Origin of the sequence: Streptomyces olivochromogenes (assembly GCF_001514115.1) — a bacterium.
GTDB classification, from domain to species: Bacteria; Actinomycetota; Actinomycetes; order Streptomycetales; family Streptomycetaceae; genus Streptomyces; species Streptomyces olivochromogenes.
Window position 1 is genome coordinate 468,300 of the sequence record NZ_KQ948452.1, and the last position, 21,414, is coordinate 489,713.

At 73.2% G+C, this 21,414-nt stretch carries 13 protein-coding genes; 6 read left to right on the forward strand and 7 right to left on the reverse strand.

Annotation, left to right across the window (positions count from 1 at the left end; translation table 11 throughout):
• Position 1: 1 nt before the first annotated feature.
• Positions 2-1,351 (reverse strand): ADP-ribosylglycohydrolase family protein, encoded by a 1,350-nt coding sequence (locus AQJ27_RS08045; protein ID WP_235613499.1) that lies wholly within the window; start codon positions 1,349-1,351, stop codon positions 2-4.
• Positions 1,348-2,451: an ADP-ribosylglycohydrolase family protein gene (locus AQJ27_RS08050; RefSeq protein WP_067363864.1), complete on the reverse strand. Its 1,104-nt coding sequence runs from the start codon at positions 2,449-2,451 to the stop codon at positions 1,348-1,350. The genes AQJ27_RS08045 and AQJ27_RS08050 overlap by 4 nt, the downstream gene beginning before the upstream one ends.
• Positions 2,452-2,700: 249 nt before the next feature.
• Between AQJ27_RS08050 and AQJ27_RS08055 the strand changes: the two genes are divergently transcribed.
• From AQJ27_RS08055 to AQJ27_RS08065, 3 genes are all read left to right on the forward strand, one after another.
• The gene (locus tag AQJ27_RS08055) at positions 2,701-3,432 is read left to right on the forward strand and encodes a VIT1/CCC1 transporter family protein (RefSeq protein ID WP_067363867.1); all 732 of its coding nucleotides are present in this window, start codon (positions 2,701-2,703) and stop codon (positions 3,430-3,432) included.
• A 365-nt stretch (positions 3,433-3,797) separates the two neighbouring features.
• On the forward strand, positions 3,798-8,399 hold the full coding sequence (gltB, locus tag AQJ27_RS08060; protein ID WP_201264285.1) for a glutamate synthase large subunit: 4,602 nt from the start codon (positions 3,798-3,800) through the stop codon (positions 8,397-8,399).
• Positions 8,392-9,852 carry a glutamate synthase subunit beta gene (locus AQJ27_RS08065; protein ID WP_067363872.1) on the forward strand — a complete coding sequence of 487 codons (1,461 nt, stop codon included), beginning with the start codon at positions 8,392-8,394 and terminating at the stop codon, positions 9,850-9,852. Before gltB ends, AQJ27_RS08065 begins: the two co-directional genes overlap by 8 nt.
• A gap of 99 nt (positions 9,853-9,951) precedes the next feature.
• Here AQJ27_RS08065 and AQJ27_RS08070 read toward each other — a convergent pair whose 3' ends face one another.
• The 3 genes from AQJ27_RS08070 to AQJ27_RS08080 are packed head-to-tail and all read right to left on the reverse strand — an operon-like array spanning position 9,952 to position 17,181.
• On the reverse strand, positions 9,952-10,962 hold the full coding sequence (locus tag AQJ27_RS08070) for an ABC transporter ATP-binding protein (RefSeq protein WP_067363875.1): 1,011 nt from the start codon (positions 10,960-10,962) through the stop codon (positions 9,952-9,954).
• On the reverse strand, positions 10,959-13,736 hold the full coding sequence (locus tag AQJ27_RS08075; RefSeq protein WP_067363878.1) for a hypothetical protein: 2,778 nt from the start codon (positions 13,734-13,736) through the stop codon (positions 10,959-10,961). Before AQJ27_RS08075 ends, AQJ27_RS08070 begins: the two co-directional genes overlap by 4 nt.
• 1 nt (position 13,737) lies before the next feature.
• Complete coding sequence (locus AQJ27_RS08080; protein WP_067363881.1) at positions 13,738-17,181, reverse strand: FtsX-like permease family protein; 3,444 nt, start codon at positions 17,179-17,181, stop codon at positions 13,738-13,740.
• A gap of 104 nt (positions 17,182-17,285) precedes the next feature.
• On the opposite strand from AQJ27_RS08080, the gene AQJ27_RS08085 reads away from it, so the two are divergent.
• Positions 17,286-18,017 (forward strand): ABC transporter ATP-binding protein, encoded by a 732-nt coding sequence (locus AQJ27_RS08085; protein ID WP_067363884.1) that lies wholly within the window; start codon positions 17,286-17,288, stop codon positions 18,015-18,017.
• Between the two features lie 70 nt (positions 18,018-18,087).
• Here AQJ27_RS08085 and AQJ27_RS08090 read toward each other — a convergent pair whose 3' ends face one another.
• Complete coding sequence (locus tag AQJ27_RS08090; RefSeq protein WP_067363888.1) at positions 18,088-18,936, reverse strand: chitosanase; 849 nt, start codon at positions 18,934-18,936, stop codon at positions 18,088-18,090.
• Between the two features lie 20 nt (positions 18,937-18,956).
• Positions 18,957-19,919, reverse strand: coding sequence for a rhomboid family intramembrane serine protease (locus AQJ27_RS08095; RefSeq protein ID WP_067363891.1), 963 nt, complete (start codon positions 19,917-19,919; stop codon positions 18,957-18,959).
• Between the two features lie 156 nt (positions 19,920-20,075).
• Here AQJ27_RS08095 and AQJ27_RS08100 point away from each other — a divergent pair, with 156 nt between their 5' ends.
• Both AQJ27_RS08100 and AQJ27_RS08105 read left to right on the forward strand, forming a co-directional pair.
• On the forward strand, positions 20,076-20,795 hold the full coding sequence (locus AQJ27_RS08100; RefSeq protein WP_067363894.1) for a vWA domain-containing protein: 720 nt from the start codon (positions 20,076-20,078) through the stop codon (positions 20,793-20,795).
• Positions 20,792-21,352, forward strand: a complete 561-nt coding sequence (locus tag AQJ27_RS08105; RefSeq protein ID WP_079064862.1) for a HutD/Ves family protein — start codon at positions 20,792-20,794, stop codon at positions 21,350-21,352. Before AQJ27_RS08100 ends, AQJ27_RS08105 begins: the two co-directional genes overlap by 4 nt.
• Positions 21,353-21,414 lie beyond the last annotated feature (62 nt).

Genomic DNA, 21,414 nt, shown 5'->3' on the forward strand with positions numbered 1-21,414 from the left:
ATCATCCCTCTGGGGTGGCCAGTTCCGTCGCTTCCAGGAGGTCGGCGAGTCCGATCAGGTCCGTGCCCGTGAGCCGGGGCAGCGCGCAGCCGGACAGGATGCGGCAGGCGTCGCGCCAGGAGGCCGGGATCGCGGCGCCGCCGCCCAGCGCGCCGGTGAGCGCGCCCGCGAGGGCCGGGGCCGAGTCCGCGACCCGGGACAGACAGGCGGCGGCGGGCACCGCCTCCGCGATCCGGCCGCGTGCGGCGGTGGCCAGGGCGAGGGCGACCGGCACGGTCTCCGCCGCCGCGATGCCGTAGCTGTAGACGTGGTCGACGATCTGGTGTTCCAGGAGGGGGACCAGGGCGAAGGTGTCCTCGCTGGCGCGGGCGAGCCGCAGTGCGTGCCGCGCGTTGCGGCCGATCTCCGTCGACTCGGGGAGCTCGGCGAGGGCGGCGTCCGCGCAGGCGTCGACGTCGGCCCCGGCGAGGGCGAGCGCGAGGGCCGCGGCCATCGCGCGGGCGCCGTGCACCCCGTCGCCGTCCTGGGTGTAGCGGGCGTCGAACTCGGCGAGTTCCGCGGCGAGTCGGGGGTCGCCCGGGTGCGCCACGGCGAGCACACAGGCCCGTACGCAGGCCGCGTCGTCGAAGTAGTGCGGGTTGTCGTGGCCGGTGGCGGGCGGGCGCAGCCCGGTGGCGAGGTTGCCGAGGCCCGCCCGTACGGAGATCCGGGCGCGGAGGGGGAGCAGCGCGGACTCGACCTCGGGGGCGCGCTCGGCGGCCGCGGCGACCTCGCTGGCGACGGCGTTCCAGGACAGGTCGATGGACGCCCGCATCCGGCGTTCCCGGCTCAGGTCGCCGAGCGCGCTGCGGTCTCCGGCGCGCAGCACGGCCTCCGCCGCGAACGCCGCCCATTCCGCGTCGTCCGACGGGCCGAGCCGCAGGGGTTCCGGCGGCTGGTTCAGCGCGATGGGCACGGGCAGAGTCGTCGTCGCGTTCTGTTCCGCGAAGGTGTCCAGCTCGCGGGTCAGCCGCCGGGTCCACTCGGGCATCCGGGCCGCGCGGTGCCGGCCGGCGGGCCAGCCGGCGGCGTCGCCCGCGGCCAGTCCGAGCAGGAGGCCCTCGATCCGGCGGGGGCGCGGGGCGGGTGCGGGGGCGGCGCCCGGCTCCGTACGAGGGGTCGCGCCCGACGCGGGGGAGTCCCCGGTGTCGGACGTCGAGGGTGAGTCCCCGGTGTCGGACGTCGAGGGTGAGTCCCCGGTGTCCGACGTCGAGGGTGAGTCCTCGATGTCGCAGATCGAGACCGATCCCCCGGCTTCCGGTGCCGAGACCGATCCGGTACCGGGTTCGTCGCCCACCAGGCCGGGTCTCATGGCTGCACCTCGTCATCGTCGTCGGCAAGGATGTAATCGCTGGTGAGGGCGTACGGGTCGGGGGGTGGTGGAGGTGCCGTGCTCCCGGTTCCCCACTTCCCGTCGTCCCCCGGTGTGAGCAGTTCCGCCACGTCCAGTACGTGGTGGCCCGCCATGGAGGGCAGGCAGCTGCCGCGTGCCGGGCCGATGGCCGCCGCCCAGTCCGCCGGGATCGCGGCGGCGCCCCGGGTCGCCCCGGCCAGCGCACCCGCCACCGCGGCCGTGGTGTCGGCGTCGCGGCCCATGTTGACGGCGGTGAGGACGGACTCGGTGAAGTCGCCGTCGGCGGCGGCGTACGCGCCGAAGGCGAGGGCGACGGCCTCCGGGGCCAGGTCCGTCCAGGGGTAGCCGCCGATGACGACCGCCGAGCGGACCGCCCGTTCCCCGCGATGGGCGACGGCCACCGCCCGGCGCAGGGAGCGGGCCGTCCAGGAGTCGTCCGGGATCACGGCGAGCGCGGAGGCGACCACCGCGATCGTGGCCGCGCCCGCCATCGCCGCCGCGACCCCCGCCGCGACCGCCTGGCCGCCGTAGATGCCCTCGCCTTCGTGGCTCACCGAGCCGTCGATCGCCACCAGCCGGGCCGCCTCCGCCGGGCGGCCCGCCGCGAAGACGCCGAAGGGGGCGGCGCGCATCGCCAGACCGTCGCTCCAGGCGTGCCGGTGCTGGGCGGAGATGGGGGCCGCGAGTCCCCGGCGCAGGTTCTCCAGGGTGCCGCGCTCGCTGAAGCCGGCGCCCCGGAACGGCCCCTCGTCGCGGTCGGCGATCCACTGGTGCCAGGCCGCCTCGACATGCGTCACGGTGAGTGCCGAACCGTGCCGGGCCAGCAGCAGCCCCGAGAAGATCGCGTACTCCGTGTCGTCCGTCCCGGCCGGGTGCTCGGCGACGTACCCCGTGATCCGTCCCCACTTCGCGCGGATCTGCGACGGCCTCATGTTCTCGGCGGGCGCGCCCAGCGCGTCCCCGACGGCGAGGCCGAGCAGCGCGCCGCGGGCCCGCTCGCGCAGAGCGGCCGAGTCCCCGGATGCCGGGACGGAGGGAATGCAGGCGATGGAAGCCATACGGTGCCTCTCCTCTCAGGGCGCAGAGCCCTTTGGGGATGTGTCCCACGGGAGGGGGCGGGGAGAGCCGTCCGCGGCTCCTCATTCACCCGGTCGACATCTGTGCATGATCCTTCACGGATGAGCACCCGAGGGTAAAACCGCAGGTTAGCCCAGCCTTTCCTTGCTGGCGGAGAAGAAATTCCAGGCGTACTTTCGTGGTTGTCGAAAAGTAGAAACAGTCCAATCGACGGATCCTGGGGGACCGGTATGTCCATCATCGAGACCGAAGCGGCACTGCACGTGGCGCACCGCGACAACCACACCCACCGGGACGTGAACGGCGGATGGCTGCGCCCGGCCGTGTTCGGCGCGATGGACGGGCTCGTGTCCAACCTCGCCCTGATGACCGGCGTCGCCGGCGGGTCCGTCTCCCATCAGACGATCGTCATCACCGGGCTCGCGGGCCTGGCCGCCGGCGCCTTCTCCATGGCCGCGGGCGAGTACACCTCCGTCGCCTCGCAGCGCGAACTCGTCCAGGCCGAACTCGACGTCGAGCGCCGTGAGTTGAGAAAGCATCCGCAGGACGAGGAGCGCGAGCTCGCCGCGCTGTACGAGTCGCGCGGCGTCGATTCCGCGCTCGCCCGCGAAGTGGCCAAGCAGCTCTCGCGTGACCCCGAACAGGCCCTGGAGATACACGCCCGCGAAGAGCTCGGCATCGACCCCGGCGACCTGCCCTCCCCGGCCGTCGCCGCCGTGTCGAGCTTCGGCTCCTTCGCCCTGGGCGCCCTGCTCCCCGTACTGCCGTATCTGCTCGGCGCGACCGTCCTGTGGCCCGCGCTGCTGCTCGCGCTGATCGGGCTCTTCGCGTGCGGCGCGATCGTGGCCCGGGTGACGGCTCGAACCTGGTGGTACAGCGGAATCCGGCAGCTCGCGCTCGGGGGTGCCGCGGCGGGTGTGACATACGTCCTGGGCAGCCTGTTCGGTACCGCCGTAGGATGATGTATCGCGCACTTATGCAAGGGACTGCATAAGTAGCCGTTACTCGCTGGTTTCGATTGCTTAACCACTGGGAATGAGCCGTAAGCGCTGCGGGCAATGAGGCCTGCGCCGCGCCAGTGCGGTGGGTGACGTTGCCCGCCGTGCTCCGGGCCCACGGACATGGATCTGTCCGCTTAGGTCCCCTTAACTTCACTGTCGTGCGAGGTGCCCCCACGCCACCCCTGGGTGTCCGCATGTTGGAACGCAGTATCCGGTTCCCGAGAACCGCTCCATCATGTAACCTGCACGAAATTTTGCACCCCTAAGCAGAGGGCCAACGTCGTCCCTCGGCACATGCATATGCCACGACGACGACGGGAGAGCCGATGCGTACGCCGCGCCAGCCGTCCCAGCACTCCGCGAATGGCCAGAACTGGTCCTTCATGGATGCTCGCCCTGCTGCGCAGGGTATGTACGACCCCCGCAACGAGCACGACGCCTGCGGCGTCGGCTTCGTGGCCACCCTCACCGGTGAGGCGAGCTACGCGCTGGTCGAGCAGGCGCTCACCGTGCTGCGCAACCTGGAGCACCGGGGTGCCACCGGCGCCGAGCCCGACTCGGGCGACGGTGCGGGCATCCTGTCCCAGGTTCCCGACGCGTTCCTCCGTGAGGTGGCCGGATTCGAGCTGCCCGCGGCCGGCGCGTACGCGGTCGGCATCGCCTTCCTGCCCGAGGACGGCATCGAGGAGGTCGTCTCACAGATCGAGACGATCGCCGCCGACGAGGACCTGACCGTCCTCGGCTGGCGCGAGGTCCCGGTCGCCCCCGAACTGCTCGGCGCCACCGCCCGCTCCACGATGCCCGCCTTCCGCCAGATCTTCGTCACGGACGGCGTCTCGACCGGCATCGAGCTGGACCGCAAGGCGTTCGTGCTGCGCAAGCGCGCCGAGCGCGAGGCCGGCGTCTACTTCCCGTCGCTCTCCGCGCGCACCATCGTCTACAAGGGCATGCTGACCACCGGCCAGCTGGAGCCCTTCTTCCCGGACCTGTCCGACCGCCGCTTCGCCTCCGCGATCGCGCTCGTGCACTCCCGGTTCTCCACCAACACCTTCCCGAGCTGGCCGCTCGCCCACCCGTACCGCTTCGTCGCGCACAACGGCGAGATCAACACGGTCAAGGGCAACCGCAACTGGATGCAGGCCCGCGAGTCCCAGCTGGTCTCCGACCTCTTCGGGGACAAGGGCCTGGAGCGGGTCTTCCCGATCTGTACGCCCGACGCGTCCGACTCCGCCTCCTTCGACGAGGTGCTCGAGCTCCTCCACCTCGGCGGCCGCTCGCTCCCGCACTCCGTGCTGATGATGATCCCGGAGGCGTGGGAGAACCACGACTCCATGGACCCGGCCCGCCGCGCCTTCTACCAGTTCCACTCCACGATGATGGAGCCCTGGGACGGCCCGGCCTGTGTCACCTTCACCGACGGCACCCAGGTCGGCGCGGTCCTCGACCGCAACGGTCTGCGCCCCGGCCGCTACTGGGTCACCGACGAGGGTCTCGTCGTCCTCGGCTCCGAGGTCGGCGTCCTCGACATCGACCCCGCGAAGGTCGTCCGCAAGGGCCGCCTCCAGCCCGGCAAGATGTTCCTCGTCGACACCGCCGAGCACCGCATCATCGAGGACGACGAGATCAAGGCCGGCCTCGTCGCCGACAAGCCGTACGCGGAGTGGCTGGAAGCCGGCGAGATCGAGCTCTCCGACCTCCCCGAGCGCGAGCACATCGTGCACACCCACGCCTCGGTCACCCGCCGCCAGCAGACCTTCGGCTACACCGAGGAAGAGCTGCGCATCATCCTCGCGCCGATGGCCAACACCGGCGGCGAGCCGCTGGGCTCCATGGGCACGGACTCGCCGATCGCGGCCCTGTCCGCGCGCCCGCGTCTGCTCTTCGACTACTTCACCCAGCTGTTCGCGCAGGTCACCAACCCGCCGCTGGACGCGATCCGCGAGGAGCTCGTCACCTCGCTGCGCTCCTCGCTGGGCCCGCAGGGCAACCTGCTGGAGCCCACGGCCGCGTCCTGTCGCAGCGTCACCCTGCCCTTCCCGGTGATCGACAACGACGAGCTGGCCAAGCTCATCCACATCAACGCCGACGGCGACATGCCGGGCATGAAGGCCGCGACCCTGTCCGGTCTCTACCGGGTCAGCGGTGGCGGCGACTCCCTCGCCGCGCGGATCGAGGAGATCTGCACGGAGGCCGACGCCGCCATCGAGAACGGCGCCCGTCTGATCGTCCTGTCGGACCGCCACTCCGACGCCGAGCACGCGCCGATCCCCTCGCTGCTGCTCACCGCGGCCGTCCACCACCACCTCATCCGCACCAAGCAGCGCACCCAGGTGGGCCTGCTGGTCGAGGCGGGAGACGTCCGCGAGGTCCACCACGTGGCCCTCCTCATCGGCTTCGGCGCCGCCGCGGTCAACCCCTACCTGGCGATGGAGTCGGTCGAGGACCTGGTCCGCGCCGACACCTTCCTGACCGGCATCGAGGCCGAGCAGGCCATCCGCAACCTGATCTACGCGCTCGGCAAGGGCGTCCTCAAGGTCATGTCCAAGATGGGCATCTCGACCGTCGCCTCCTACCGCGGCGCCCAGGTCTTCGAGGCCGTCGGCCTCGACCGGGCCTTCGTCGAGAAGTACTTCAACGGCACCGCCACCAAGATCGGCGGCGCCGGTCTCGACGTCATCGCCAAGGAGGTCGCGGCGCGGCACGCCAAGGCCTACCCGGCCTCCGGCATCGCCCCGGCGCACCGGGCCCTCGACATAGGCGGCGAGTACCAGTGGCGCCGCGAGGGCGAGCCGCACCTGTTCGACCCGGAGACGGTCTTCCGCCTCCAGCACTCGACGCGCTCCGGCAGCTACGACATCTTCAAGAAGTACACCGGCCGGGTGAACGAGCAGTCCGAGCGCCTGATGACGCTCCGTGGCCTGTTCGGCTTCAAGTCCGACCGGCAGCCGATCTCGATCGACGAGGTCGAGCCGGTGAGCGAGATCGTCAAGCGCTTCTCCACCGGCGCCATGTCGTACGGCTCCATCTCCAAGGAGGCGCACGAGACCCTCGCCATCGCCATGAACCAGCTGGGCGGCAAGTCCAACACCGGCGAGGGCGGCGAGGACGCGGACCGGCTCTACGACCCGGCGCGCCGCTCGTCGATCAAGCAGGTCGCCTCCGGCCGCTTCGGCGTCACGTCGGAGTACCTGGTCAACGCCGACGACATCCAGATCAAGATGGCGCAGGGTGCCAAGCCCGGCGAGGGCGGCCAGCTGCCCGGCCACAAGGTCTACCCCTGGGTCGCCAAGACGCGGCACAGCACCCCGGGCGTGGGCCTGATCTCCCCGCCCCCGCACCACGACATCTACTCCATCGAGGACCTGGCCCAGCTGATCCACGACCTGAAGAACGCGAACCCGCAGGCGCGGATTCACGTGAAGCTGGTCTCCGAGGTCGGTGTCGGCACGGTCGCCGCGGGTGTCTCCAAGGCGCACGCGGACGTGGTGCTCATCTCCGGCCACGACGGCGGTACGGGCGCCTCCCCGCTCACCTCCCTGAAGCACGCGGGCGGCCCCTGGGAGCTCGGCCTCGCCGAGACCCAGCAGACGCTGCTGCTCAACGGCCTGCGCGACCGTATCGTCGTGCAGACCGACGGCCAGCTGAAGACCGGCCGTGACGTCGTCATCGCCGCGCTGCTCGGCGCCGAGGAGTTCGGTTTCGCGACCGCGCCGCTCGTCGTCTCCGGCTGCGTCATGATGCGCGTCTGCCACCTGGACACCTGCCCGGTCGGCATCGCCACCCAGAACCCGGTGCTGCGCGACCGCTTCGCCGGCAAGGCCGAGTACGTCGTGAACTTCTTCAAGTTCATCGCCGAAGAGGTCCGCGAGATCCTCGCCGAGCTGGGCTTCCGCACCATCGAGGAGGCCGTCGGCCACGCCGAGAACCTCGACGTGGAGCGGGCGATCACCCACTGGAAGGCGCAGGGCCTGGACCTGTCCCCGCTCTTCCACGTGCCCGACCTGCCCGAGGGCGCGGTGCGCCACCAGGTCATCGCCCAGGACCACGGTCTGGAGAAGGCGCTCGACAACGAGCTGATCAAGCTCGCCGCCGACGCGCTGGCCGCGAACACCCTGGCCGACGCCCAGCCCGTGCGCGCCCAGGTCGCGATCCGCAACATCAACCGCACGGTCGGCACCATGCTCGGCCACGAGGTGACGAAGAAGTTCGGTGGCGGGGGCCTGCCCGACGACACCATCGACATCACCTTCACCGGCTCCGCGGGCCAGTCCTTCGGCGCCTTCCTGCCGCGCGGTGTCACGCTGCGCCTGGAGGGCGACGCCAACGACTACGTCGGCAAGGGTCTGTCCGGCGGCCGGGTGATCGTCCGTCCCGACCGGGGCGCCGACCACCTCGCCGAGTACTCGACCATCGCGGGCAACACCATCGCGTACGGCGCGACGGGCGGCGAGCTCTTCCTGCGCGGCCGCACCGGCGAGCGCTTCTGCGTCCGCAACTCCGGCGCGACGGTGGTCTCCGAAGGCGTGGGCGACCACGGCTGCGAGTACATGACCGGCGGCCACGCCGTCGTCCTCGGCGAGACGGGACGCAACTTCGCGGCCGGTATGTCCGGCGGCATCGCGTACGTCGTCGACCTGAACCGCGACAACGTCAACGCCGGCAACGTGGGCGCCGTCGAAGCCCTCGACGAGACCGACAAGCAGTGGCTGCACGACGTGGTGCGCCGCCACCAGGAGGAGACCGGCTCGACCGTCGCCGAGAAGCTCCTGGCGGAGTGGGACAGCATCGACGGGGGTGCGTCCCGCTTCAGCAAGATCATCCCCAGCACGTACAAGGCAGTGCTCGCCGCCAAGGACGCCGCCGAGCGAGCCGGACTCCCCGAGTCCGAGATCACCGAGAAGATGATGGAGGCGGCGACCAATGGCTGATCCCAAGGGCTTTCTGAACCACGGCCGCGAGGTCGCCAGGACCCGCCCCGTCGAGGAGCGCGTCAAGGACTGGAACGAGGTCTACGTTCCGGGCTCGCTGCTCCCGATCATCTCCAAGCAGGCCAGCCGTTGCATGGACTGCGGGATCCCGTTCTGCCACAACGGCTGTCCGCTGGGGAACCTGATCCCCGAGTGGAACGACTACGCCTACCGCGAGGACTGGTCCGCCGCGTCCGAGCGTCTGCACGCCACGAACAACTTCCCGGAGTTCACGGGCCGCCTGTGCCCCGCTCCCTGCGAGTCGGCGTGTGTGCTCGGCATCAACCAGCCCGCCGTGACCATCAAGAACGTCGAGGTCTCGATCATCGACAAGGCGTGGGACACGGGCGACGTCGCCCCGCGGATCCCCGAGCGCCTGTCGGGCAAGACCGTCGCGGTCATCGGTTCGGGCCCGGCGGGTCTGGCCGCCGCCCAGCAGCTCACCCGGGCGGGCCACACGGTCGCCGTGTACGAGCGTGCCGACCGCGTCGGCGGCCTGCTGCGCTACGGCATCCCCGAGTTCAAGATGGAGAAGCGGCACATCAACCGCCGCATCGAGCAGATGCGCGCGGAGGGCACCCGCTTCCGCACCGGCATCGAGATCGGCCGCGACCTCAAGGCGACGGACCTGCGCAAGCGGTACGACGCCGTGGTCATCGCCGCCGGTGCGACGACCGCGCGCGACCTCCCGGTCCCCGGCCGCGAGCTCAAGGGCATCCACCAGGCCATGGAGTACCTGCCGCTGGCCAACAAGGTGCAGGAGGGCGACTACGTGACGCCCCCGATCACGGCCGAGGGCAAGCACGTCGTGGTCATCGGCGGCGGCGACACGGGCGCGGACTGCGTGGGCACCGCCCACCGCCAGGGCGCGGCCTCGGTCACGCAGCTGGAGATCATGCCGCGACCGGGCGAGGAGCGGAACCCGGGCCAGCCCTGGCCGACGTTCCCGATGCTCTACAAGGTCACCTCCGCGCACGAGGAGGGCGGCGACCGCGTCTACTCGGTCTCCACCACCCACTTCGAGGGCGACGAGGACGGCAACGTCCAGTGGCTGCACCTCACCGAGGTCGAGTTCGTCGACGGCAAGCTGAACCAGAAGCCGGGCACGGAGCGCAAGATCCCCGCCCAGCTGGTCACGCTGGCCATGGGCTTCACCGGCACCGACGTCGAGAACGGCGTGGTCTCGCAGTTCGGCCTGGAGCTCGACGCGCGCGGCAACATCGCCCGCGACGCCGAGTTCGCGACCAACGTGCCCGGCGTGTACGTCGCCGGTGACGCCGGCCGCGGCCAGTCGCTGATCGTCTGGGCCATCGCGGAGGGCCGCTCGGCCGCCCGCGGGGTCGACCGCTTCCTGACCGGGGCCAGCGACCTGCCCGCCCCGATCCGCCCGACGGACCGCTCGCTGATGGTCTGACGCTCCACCCCAACAAACGTCCCGTACAACGGCGTACGGAACTGAACGCGGCGCCTGCCTTGTCCCCGACCGGACTGTGGTGGGCGCCGTGGTGCGTTCTCAGTCGGCCGGGCGCCCGGTGTCGTCCGGCCAGACCCCGATGTGGTCCTGCTCCAGTTCCAGCATCACCCGGTCCTCCATCCCGAGGGCCGCGGTGTACTCGGCGGGCAGCTGGAGCCGGCCCGCCCGGTCCAGCGTCGCGAACTCCCGTGCCACCAGGGACTCCTGGCCCTGCGCGTCGACCTCCGTGCGGCGCAGCACCTCCGTCGAGGTACGGCCGTCACGGATCGCGACCGCGCGGCGGACCTCCCCGGCGACCGCCTGGTCGTGCGTGACGATCACGATCGTCGTGCCCAGCTCCTCGTTGGCCCGGCGGAACGCCGCGAAGACCTCCGCGCCGGTCGCCGAGTCGAGTTCGCCGGTCGGTTCGTCGGCGAGCAGCACGGACGGCGAGTTGGCGAGGGCCACGGCGATCGCGACCCGCTGCTGCTGTCCGCCGGACATCTGCGGCGGACGGCGGTCGTGGCAGTCGGCGACGCCGAGCATCGCGAGCAGTTCCTCCGCCCGCCCGGCCCGCCGCTTCCCGCGGCCCCGGCCGCCCTTCAACTGCATCGGCAGCGCCACGTTCTGGGACGCCGTCAGATAGGGGAGGAGATTGCGGGCCGTCTGCTGCCAGACGAAGCCGACCACCTCACGGCGGTAGCGCAGCCGGTCCTTCGCGTTCATCGTGAGCAGGTCGCGGCCCGCGACCCGCGCGGCGCCCGCGGTGGGCACGTCGAGGCCGGCGAGGATGTTCATCAGAGTCGACTTGCCGCTGCCGGAGGCGCCGACCAGGGCCATCAACTCGCCCTCCTGGACCAGCAGATCGAGCCCCTGGAGCGCCTGGACCTCCACCCCGGCGGAGCCGCCGCGCCCAGGGGAGTCGCCGCCGGCCGACCGGCCGGAGAAGATGCGGACCAGCCGGTCGCAGGCGATCAGGGAGTCCCGCCCGTACGCGGGCCGGTCGCGGCGCGCCGCCGCCCGATGCTCCAGCTCCGCCAGGCTCGTCCGCGAGGTCGTGGTACCGGTCATCGCATGCCTCCTGTCCTGAGTTCGGTGATCGACGTACGGCGCCCCGCCCACCAGGCCTGCGCCACGGCCACCGCCCACGCCAGCAGCACCGTGCCCGCCGCGGGCAGGAGCAGCGACCACACGTCGGTACGCAGCGACGCGCCGACCACCGGCACTCGGCCCGCCGCGGTGGCCAGCGCGAGACGTTCCAGGTCGATGCCGGGAGCGAGCAGCCGGATCGTGGCCCAGCCGGCGAGCATCCCGCCCGAGGCCGCGAGCAGCGCCTGGGGCAGCGCGTCCAGGCTGAGCAGCCGACGGCTCTGGCGGGGCGTGAGGCCCATGGTGCGCAGCCGGGCCAGCAGCGCGGCCCGTTCCGGCGCGGACTGGAGGAGGGAGAGCAGCAGGGCGAGCACGGCGTACCCCGCACCGGCCAGGGCGGCCGTGGTGTAGATCCGCTCGGCGCCCGCCTGCAACGGCGCATCGGAGAGCGCCGCCCGTTCCTCACCGCGCAACGTCACGGTGAGGCCCTTCCCGGCGCCGCGCACGGCCGTCCGCAGGGCCGGTGCGTCGACCGCGGCACCGGTCGCCAGCAGCGTCGTCGGGTCGGAGTGCGTGAGGCCCGCGGCGTCGACCAGCAGGAAGTCGGCGCCGGGGGCGGCGGGGGTACGGGAGCGTACGGCGGCGATCCGGACGGTGATGTCACCGGCGAGGGAGGTGATCCGACGCGGTGCGCGGCCCAGGCGCTCCGCGAGACCGGGGGAGGCGACGGCGTTCAGCACATCCCCCGTTCCCGCACCCTTGGTCCCCTTCGGCTTCAGCACATCCGCGGGGAACGCCCCGAGGCCCGTCTGCCGGGCCAGCCGGGCGTACAACGCCGGCTCGACCCCGATCAGTGTCAGACCCTCCTTCGCCCCTGCCCCGCCGGAGCTGAGCTCCGCCGTGCGCTCGATCCGCACGGCCGTCACCGCACGTACGCCCGCGACCTTCCCCACCGCCCCTGCCACGCCCGCCGGGAGCGGCGTCACCTCGCCCGGCCCCGCGATCCGCGCGTCCGCGCCGGTCGCCAGCAGCGCGGCCCGGTCCCGGGCGTCGGACACCCCGGCGAGCACGGAACCCCCGAACGCCGCCGTCGTCAGGGCCAGCAGCAGCGCCAGCAGCGGCAGCGCGACGCCCACCGTCGAGGAGCGGCCCGCGCGGGCCAGCGACAGGAAACCGACCACCCCGCGCCCTCGCGCGGCCGGGCGGGCGGCCCACCGCAGCGGCAGCGGATACAGCCGTACGAGCACCAGCGCCGCGATCAGCCCGACCAGGACCGGAGCGGCGCTCACCAGAAGGTCGCCCGCGCTGGACGCGCCGCGCCGCCGCAGCGCCACGACCGAGCCGACGGCCAGCACCAGCACGGTGAGTTCGGCGACCGTGCGGCGCCTGCCCGGCCTGGCGTGAGCGAGATCGTCGCGCTCCGCGTGCGCCCGCGGCCTGCGGTGCGCCACGGCCGCCCGCACCGGCAGTACGGCACAGGCGAGGAGCGCGACGGCGGACGCGCCGAGCACGGCGGGCAGGAGCCGGGCCTCGTCGACGGTGAGCACGGCGAGCAGCAGACCGGCGGCGGCCGCGGGCACCGCCACGACCGCGGTCTCGGCGAGGAGCCGTCCGGCGATCCCGCGCAGCGAGCCGCCCCGCGCACGCAGCAGCGCGAGTTCGGCGGCCCGGCGGACGGCGACCAGCCCGCCGGCCATCACCAGGACGACGACGGCGACCGCGCCGATCCCGAACGCCCCGACCGCCACGACGGGCGTGATCGCCGCGCGGGTCGTCGTGTAGGAGCCGACGACCGTCTCCAGATCGGTGGCGACGACCGCGGTGCCCCCGGCCACCTCGCGCATCCGCAGCAGCTCGGGCCCGCCTTCGAGGGAGGCGATCCGGGAGACGAGTCCCGGGACGTCCTGTGCGGTGAGCCGTTCGGTGGCGGGGGCGAACCGCCAGTACAGCTCCGGCTGTCCCTGGCTGCCGAGGAGCACTGGGGCGGCGCCGGGTGCCAGCAGGAGGCCCGCCTGCCAGTAGAACTGCGGCGGGAGGGACGGGTCCGCGGCCACGCCCGGGGTGCGCAGGACAGGATCCGCCGACCAGTAACCGCCCTGCGGATGCCGGGGCTCCACGATTCCGGTGATCCGCACGACCAGCGGCGCGCCCCCGAAGCCGTCCACGTCGATGACGGAACCGACCCGCAGCCGCAGCGTCCGGGCGGTCGCCTCGGTCACGGCGGCCTCGACCTTCCGGGTGTCCGCCGTCACCTCCCCGGCGGCGGTGGGGAGCCGTCCGCCGCGCACGGTGGAGTGGGCGGCGAGTTCCGACTGCGCGGCCAGCGTGAAACGGGGCGGCGCGTCGATCACCGGCAGCCAGCGGTTCAGCCCGACGAGGCTCTTGGAGGTCCGCACCCCGTAGGCCGACTCCGTGGTGTCCGCCCGCAGCGGGGCGGGCAGCCTGGCCAGCGCCGCGCGCCGGACGGCCGCGAGTGCCGGGGGCCGTACCGCCTTCTCCCGGGTGGACTGCGCGATCTCCAACCCCGGCTGCGGTGCGCTCAGTTCCACCGAGGTGGCGGCCGGGGGCGCCCCGGCGATCTCCTGCCGCAGCCCCTTCGTCTCGTAGGCGTCAAGGGCCCGCGGCAGCGCCGCCGCGAGGAACGCCGTGACCAGCACGAGCACTGCGAACGCGGCGGCCGCCCCGGGGGCGGTCCGCAGCCGCGTACGCACCCAGGGCGCCACTCCGCGCTCCGTGCGCTGCCTCCACCAGGCCATCTCAGCTGTCCCCCTGGTGGCGGAGCGCGACCGCCGGGTCGGCGCGGCGCACGGCCGTCGCGGCGCTGATCAGCAGGGGCAGGGCCGCGACGCCCACCAGGAGCAGCGCCACCTGGGACACCGGGAGTTCGACGAGGACGCGGGGGACCGGTCGCGCGGCCCCCGGGGTCAGCACGATCAGCGGGACGACGGCCCGGGTCAGGACGGTGCCGAGACCGAGACCGGCGAGCAGACCGGCCCCGATCAGCAGGCCCTGCTCCACGGCGACCAGCCGGGCGAGTTCCCGGCGGCCCGCGCCCAGGGCCCGGAGCACGGCGAACTCCGCGGACCGCTCGCGCCGGGAGCCCGCGGTGGACACCGCGAAGCCGCCCGCGGCGAGGGCCGCGGCGGCCACCGCCACCGCCAGCAACGCCGCGCGGGGCCCGGCGCCGAGCGGGTCGCCCAGCAGCCGGTCCGCGGCCTCGTCCCGTACGAGCACCTGGTCCGCCTCGATGTCGGGGCGCGCCCGCAGCGCGGCCGCGACCTGCGCGGCCCTGCCGGGGGCGGTGCTCAGCCACCATTCGGCGGGTGCGAGCGGAGCGCGTGCGCGCTGCGCGAACACGGCGTTCACGGCGCGCAGATCCAGCAACAGCGCGCCCCCGTCCGCCCCTTCCGCCCCGCCCTCGTCCGCCGCTCCCGCCGCGTCCGCGGTGCTCCCGGCCCAGGCCGCGCCCGCTCCGGTCGTCGGCAGCTCGCTCACCGACCGCACGATCGTCACCCGCAGCCGCTCCCCGTCCAGCGTCACGTCGACACTCTCGCCCGGCTCGGTCCCGGCCGCCCGCAGAAAGGCCCGGGTGGCGACGGCCGCGATCCGTGCCGGGGGCGTGGCCCGCGCGGTGTCGAGGCGGACGGTGAACTCCGGCGGACCGGAGGCCCATTCGTCACTCCCGGGCGCGTTGCCCGTCCCGTACGAGACCGTCAGCGGCGCCGCCCTCGACGCGGCCGGACGCAGGGCCGTCGACGGGAGCGCCGCTCCGTCCGCCGTCTCGGTCCTGCTGCCCCGCCAGCGCACCCCGGCGGGCACCGTGACCGCGCGGGCGGTTCCGTCGGGGCCCGTGGACAGCATCCGCACGACGGTGAGCCGGTGCTGTTCGGGCTCGCCCGCGGGAACCGCGCCATCGAGCTGCAGCCCGGTCAGCCGCAGCGGCCCGGCCGGCGTGGCGCGGGCGCCCGAAGCCGACACGTCCAGGTCGAGGGTGACCCGGTGGACCCGGCCGTCGACGGGCAGCTTCCCGGCGCTCAGCCGGTACGCGATGCCGTAGCCGTCCTCGACGACAACGGTGACCAGGGGCGCGAGTCCGGAAGGAGAACGCCCCGCCTTCGCCCCTGCACCCGCGGCCTTCGCCCCTGCACCCGCGGCCGCGGTCCCGCCCGCTGCCGCCGTCTCGTCGGTGATCCGCAGGTCGAGCGCGAGCCGCCGGGTGCCGTCGGGCAGCGACACCGAGGGGCCGGCCGCCTTCTCCCGAGGTGCGAGACCCCGCAGCAGCCGCTCCACGGGCTCGTCGGCGAGGTCGCCGCGCATCAGCAACCCCTCCCCGGCGTGCGCCGTGTCCAGAGCGAGCACCGTCGCCCTGCGGCCGCCCGAGAGGTCCGTGGTGGCGCGGTAGGCGGGAGCGGCGTCCCGTACCCCGGGCAGAGCGGCGTACAGACCGGTCTGGCCGGGGCTGCCCGGCCTGCCGTCCAGCACCCGTACGGAAGCACCCGTCCCGAAGTCCGCCTGGTCGCCCTGCGACCGCTGCCACGACGCACTCTGCCCGATCGCCAGCATCCCGGTCGTCACGGCCAGGACCAGCAGCAGCACCGGCCCCGCCCCACGCAGCGGACGCCGGCTGAACTGCCAGCCCGCCAGCGCCGCCGGCAGGCCCCGCCCGCTCGCGGCCCGCCGCTCCGCGAGCCGCGCCCCCAGCGGCAGCAGCCGCAGTGTCAGCACCGTGCCCGCCAGCAGGGCCAGTGCGGGCGCCGCGACCAGCAGCGGATCGATGCCCAGATCGCCCGCCCGGTCACGGCTGAGCGCGCCGCCACCGGACGAGCCGGTCTGCCGGTCGAGTTGCCAGTACGCCACCGCCGCGATCAACAGCAGCCCCACGTCGGCCCCGGCCCGCACCGGCGCCGCGCCCGCCGCGGCCCGCACGCGTCGCAGCCGGGGCGGCGCACCCGCCGTGGCGGCCAGCGCGGGCGCCACGACCGCCGCCGCACAGCACACCGCGACCCCCGCCGCGACCAGCCACACCTGGAGCACCGGAGCGTCCCCGAGCCGCACCCCGGACCGGTCGAGGGACGACCACCGGGCGAGCAGCCGCACCAGCGGGCCGGACACCAGCGCGGCACCCACCGCCGCCGGTACGGCAAGCAGCAGCGCCTCCAGTGCGGCGAGGCCCGTGATCCGGCGGCGCGAGGCACCCCGTGCCTTCAGCAGATCGGTCTCGCCCGCCCGCTCGGTGTCGAGCAGCCGGGCCACCAGCAGCAGCGCGTACCCGGCGAGCAGCACCAGCTGGACGGAGACGATCATCAGCGTGGACCGGGAGACGAGCAGCGCGCGCCCGGTCCTGTCGAGCACGGCGGGCAGCGCCGTCCGCGCGGTCGCCCCGGCTCCGAACGCCGGGTTCCTGCCCAGTGCTTCGGGCTCGCGCGCCGCGGCCTCGCCCAGCGCGTCGATGCCGTCGGTGGTCAGGCTCCGGTAGTCGGCCGTCGCCACCCACCCGGTGGTGCCCGCGGAGGTGCGCGAGGCGAGGACGGACGGGTCGGCGAGCAGCGGGCCGTAGGTGGTGAAGTCGACGGTGCGCACCCCGTGACCGCCGAGGGTGTCCAGCTGCCAGTACGGATCCGCGCTGTCGGCGGCCCGGTACACGCCGGTGACCCGGACCGTCAGGGGCGCGCCGCCCAGCCGGTCGGTCAGGGCGATCCGCGCACCGGGCCGCACCTTCAGCCGGTCGGCGGCGACTTCGGGCAGTGCGACGGGCACGGGAGCGGTGCGCGCCGCCGGAGCCGGGCCGGGCAGTGTGCCCGCGACCAGCCTGATCCGCGACCGGTCGAGGGCGGCGAAGTGGGTGAGGTCCGGTTGCCCCGCGCGGGCATCGGTGCCCTGGAGGGAGCGGGGCAGCGCGTACGGCCCCGAGCCGCGCAACGTCCGTACGGTCACCGGAAGCCCGGCGAAGGTCCGGCGCGCGCCGCGGACCGCGGCGTCCTGGGCCTCCTCCTCCCGGCCGCGGGGCACGTCGGCGCTGATGACGAGCGAGGCGGAGGTCGCGGCCGGGCCGCTCAGGTTCTGCCGGAGCGCAGCGTTCCCGACCGAGGCGGAGAACGCGGCGAGGGCGGCGAGCACCGAGGTGGTCAGCAGCACCGTGAGCAGGGCGGCGCCGAGCAGCAGCCGATGCGCCCGAACGCGCAGCAACAAGAAGCCCGTCACTCGTCCCCCACCCGATTGCCGAGCCACCCCCTCGCCGACCCGACATGAATATCATGGGGTTCCCGTTCTGGGTACATGAGTTCCATTCCATAGGGGGTGCGTCGATGACGGAGAACACCGGCACGCGGTCCGGTGCCGCCCTCGTGGGCGAATCCGCCGACGAACCGATGGTGCGGGTGGAGAACCTGCACCACTCGTACGGCACGGGCGCCGTGGCCGTGCACGCGCTGCGCGGGGCCTCCTTCGAGCTGCGGCGCGGTGAACTCGTCGCCCTCAAGGGCCGGTCGGGCTCCGGCAAGACGACCCTGCTCCATCTGATCGGCGGCCTCGACCGCGCGGACCGCGGCCGCGTCGTCATCGACGGCACCGACCTGTCCGCACTCGGTGAGAACGAGCTGCTGGAACTGCGCCGCGACCGGATCGGCTACATCTTCCAGTCCTTCGGACTCATCCCCATCCTCACCGCGGCCGAGAACGTGGGAGTGCCGCTGCGGCTGCGCAGAGCCGACCCCCGCGAACGTGACGAGCGGGTGGCCCTGCTGCTCGCCCTCGTGGGGCTCGCCGACCACGGGGCCCAGCGCCCGGCGGAGCTCTCCGGGGGGCAGCAGCAGCGGGTGTCCATCGCCCGCGCCCTCGCCAACCACCCGGCCCTGCTGCTCGCCGACGAGCCGACCGGACAGCTGGACGCGCAGACCGGCCTGGCGGTGATGGAGCTGCTGCGGGCGGTGGTCGCCAGTGAGGGCGTCACGGCCCTGGTCGCCACGCACGACCCCCAACTCCTGGGCCTGGCCGACCGCGTACTGGAACTGAGCGACGGCGAGGTCGTCGAGCACTGACGGCGCCCGACCGAACCGGGCGGAGGGGCCCCGGCACTCCGGGGAAGGGCCCCGGCTCCGTGGGGAGGGGCTACGGCACCTTGTACGTCTCCCCGTAGACCTTCCACTCCAGCGGCGTGCGCAGGTCCAGGTTCCCGTCGTACAGGAACATCCGCTGGGCCGTGTCGATGCGGGTCGTGTCGCGGTGGGCGCTCTCGGCCTTCATCGCCGCGCGACGGACGTCGAGGAAGATGTCCAGGTAGGCCTTCTCGGAGCCCCCCTCGGCCGGGGTGTCGGCCTGGGCCATGGCACGGGTGCGCAGGTCGTAGAAGCCGCCCGTGCCGGTGCCGGGCCCGTGCATGACCATGGCGTCGTAGTAGATGAACTGGCCCAGCGTGCCGAGGCCGTCGAGCTTGGCGCGGCGCACCGCGGGGTCGAAGTAGACGCGGTCCCGCTCGGCATCCTGCGCCCTGCGGAAGGCGGCCACCGACGCCTCCTTGCGCCAGGCCGTCACGAAGCCCGGGTCGAGACCCTCGTGCGAGTCCGTCCCGTCGACCTTGCGCAGGGCGGGGAGGTAGCGGGCGAGGCCGTTGCCCGGGTGGTCCTTCGTGTAGCCCTCGACCAGGACGAGCAGATCGTGGGTGCCGGTGCAGAAGCCGATGAGGCCCGCCGTGTACCCCTGGCCGTCGCCGATGTCCTCGATGTATGCATACGCGCCGCGCCAGTCGAGCGTGGAGTTCTCCGCGCTCGCCACGAGCTTCTGCGCCAGCTCCTTCTTGTCCGGGGCGGCCAGGCCCGCGCCCGCCGGTCGCTCGGCGTCCTGGCGGGCCCGCGCGCGCCCGGCGGCCCCGCTCGCGTCCGTGAGTCCCGGGGCGAGGAAGCAGACCGCCACCGCGACCAGGGGGAGGACTGCGAGCAGGAGGAGCCGGGCGCGTTTCATGGGCTCAGCCTAGGCAGCGCTCAGGCCGCTCCGCTCGTCAGCTCGGACACCCTTCCGACGGCCGTGATCACCAGCAGCGCCAACAGCGCGGCGCACGCGGCCGCTTGGACGAGCGCCCGGCGGTCCCGGGGCGCGTACGCGTAGGCGAGAGTGACCACCCCGCCCGCCAGCAGACCGCCGAGGTGGCCCTGCCAGGAGGTGAGTCCCGCCGAGACGAGCAGCCACAGCAGCAGGCCCGCCATGAAACGGTTGACGGCGCTCATGTCGGCGCCCAGCCGGCGGGCCATGACGTAGTACGCGGCCCCCAGCCCGAAGATGGCACCCGAGGCACCGAGCGTGGGCGTGTACGGCGCGATCACCAGCACGAGGACCGAGCCGCCGAGGGCCGAGAGCAGATAGAGCGTGACGAAGCGGATCCGGCCGAGCTGGGCCTCCACCACCCGGCCCAGGTTCCACAGCGAGACCATGTTCATCACGATGTGCAGAATCCCGAACGTGCCCTCGGTGGGCGGCAGATGGAGGAACGCACCGGTCAGCATCCGGTACCACTCCCCGTCGACCACGCCCTCCGGGTGGAAGTCGTAGGAGTACTGGGCCTGCCAGACGTAGTGCCCGCCGTCGGGCCCCGTCAGCGCGGCGCCGAGCATCTCGAACCGGTCCACGATCGCCGGGCGCACCACCTCGCCCACATAGGCCAGCACGTTGAGCGCGATCAGGAGGTACGTCACCACGGGCACGGTCGAGATACGGCCGCCGAACGCCGTGCGGGCCTGCCGGATCGAACGGGCGCCCTCCTTCACGCACTCCACGCACTGGTGACCGACGGCCGCCTCGCGCATGCAGTCCGGGCAGATGTAGCGGTCGCACCGTGTGCAGCGCACATGGGACTCCACCTTGGGATGGCGATAGCAGGTGGTGACGGCGGGTTCTGTGGGGCGGGCGGGTTCTGTGGGTCGGGCGGATTCGGTGGACTCGGATTCCACGACCGGCTCCTCGCGGGTACGGAGATCAGGGGGACGATGAGCCGGTGGGGTCGGCGGCGAACAAAATAGCGAACGCCCATGTGGGAGGGGGACGGCAGGGGCTGTCGGTGCCGTAATCTCGGCGTTTCCGCAACCCTCGCGCGATGGGAGCCCCGCATGGCCGGAATCAGCCTCACCAAGGTGGAGGAGACCGCGCCCGCGCTGGTCAGTCTGTACAAGAGCGCCGGTGTCTCCCTCACCAAGCACGGGCTGAGCGGACAGCGGGCCGCGGTGTACCTGGTCGTCGACTACTCCGGGTCGATGAAGCCGTACTACAAGGACGGCAGTGTGCAGGCGCTGGCGGACCGGGTGCTCGGCCTGTCGGCGCACCTCGACGACGACGGAACCGTCCCTGTCGTCTTCTTCTCCACGGACATCGACGCGGTCACGGACATCGCGCTCGACAACCACCAGGGCCGGGTGGAGAAGATCGTGGCCGGGCTCGGTCACATGGGGAAGACCAGTTACCACCTGGCCATGGACGCGGTCATCGACCACTACCTCGACAGCGGCTCCGAGGCCCCCGCCCTGGTCGTCTTCCAGACCGACGGCGGCCCCATCAACAAGCTCGCCGCCGAAAGGTACTTGTGCAAGGCGGCGAAGCTTCCGCTGTTCTGGCAGTTCATAGGGTTCGGTGACCCGGACAGCAAGCAGTTCGAGTTCCTGCGCAAACTCGACGAGCTGCCGGTGCCGCAGCAGCGGGTCGTCGACAACGCCGGTTTCTTCCACGCCGGTTCGCAACCTCGGAGGGTCTCCGACGCCGAGTTGTACGACCGGATCGTGGGCGACTTCCCCCAGTGGCTGACGGCCGCGCGCGAGCGGGGGATCGTCCGGTGACCGTGCGTGTCCTGCCGGCCGCCGGGCGGGTCGCCGTGCCCTGGAAGAACGGTGGCGGGGTGACGCGCGAGATCGTCGCCCGGCCCGAGGGGGCGGACATGGGGGACTTCGAGTGGCGGGTGAGCCTCGCCGACGTCGGCTGCGACGGGCCGTTCTCGGCGTTCGCCGACGTGGACCGGATCCTCACCATGGTCGAGGGGGAGGGGATGGATCTGACCGTCGGCGGTGAACACCGCCGGGTGGACACGCGGTTCGTCCCGCAGCGCTTCCCCGGTGATCTGCCGACCGGCTGCCGTCTCCTCGGGGGACCGGTCGTGAACCTCAACGTCATGTGGCACCGGGGCGCCGCCCTGGCCCCCACCGTCGCGGTCACCGCCCCCCGGCGGTCCCTCGCCCTCCCGGCGGGCCCGGCCGTCCTGATCGTCGCCCTCGACGGCGCTGCCGAGGCGGCCGGGGTGGCTCTCGGGCGCCACGACGCCGTGCTCCTGGCGGACGAGGAAGCGACTCTCCACGCGACGGGCCACACCGCCGTGATCACCCTCACGCCGAAAGCCTGAGCCTCCGCCCGGGTTCTCGCCCCCGCCGCCCCTACCCGTCCCATCCCAGGGGGCTCCGCCCC

What these genes read in the sequence shown, in the direction of transcription:
- AQJ27_RS08070 (WP_067363875.1), bottom strand. Translation starts at nt 10,962, where the DNA reads ATGACCGGTACCACGACCTCGCGGACGAGCCTGGCGGAGCTGGAGCAT.
- AQJ27_RS08090 (WP_067363888.1), bottom strand. Translation starts at nt 18,936, where the DNA reads ATGAAACGCGCCCGGCTCCTCCTGCTCGCAGTCCTCCCCCTGGTCGCG.
- AQJ27_RS08065 (WP_067363872.1), top strand. Translation starts at nt 8,392, where the DNA reads ATGGCTGATCCCAAGGGCTTTCTGAACCACGGCCGCGAGGTCGCCAGG.
- AQJ27_RS08050 (WP_067363864.1), bottom strand. Translation starts at nt 2,451, where the DNA reads ATGGCTTCCATCGCCTGCATTCCCTCCGTCCCGGCATCCGGGGACTCG.
- AQJ27_RS08100 (WP_067363894.1), top strand. Translation starts at nt 20,076, where the DNA reads ATGGCCGGAATCAGCCTCACCAAGGTGGAGGAGACCGCGCCCGCGCTG.
- gltB (WP_201264285.1), top strand. Translation starts at nt 3,798, where the DNA reads ATGCGTACGCCGCGCCAGCCGTCCCAGCACTCCGCGAATGGCCAGAAC.
- AQJ27_RS08055 (WP_067363867.1), top strand. Translation starts at nt 2,701, where the DNA reads ATGTCCATCATCGAGACCGAAGCGGCACTGCACGTGGCGCACCGCGAC.
- AQJ27_RS08085 (WP_067363884.1), top strand. Translation starts at nt 17,286, where the DNA reads ATGACGGAGAACACCGGCACGCGGTCCGGTGCCGCCCTCGTGGGCGAA.
- AQJ27_RS08045 (WP_235613499.1), bottom strand. Translation starts at nt 1,351, where the DNA reads ATGAGACCCGGCCTGGTGGGCGACGAACCCGGTACCGGATCGGTCTCG.
- AQJ27_RS08075 (WP_067363878.1), bottom strand. Translation starts at nt 13,736, where the DNA reads ATGGCCTGGTGGAGGCAGCGCACGGAGCGCGGAGTGGCGCCCTGGGTG.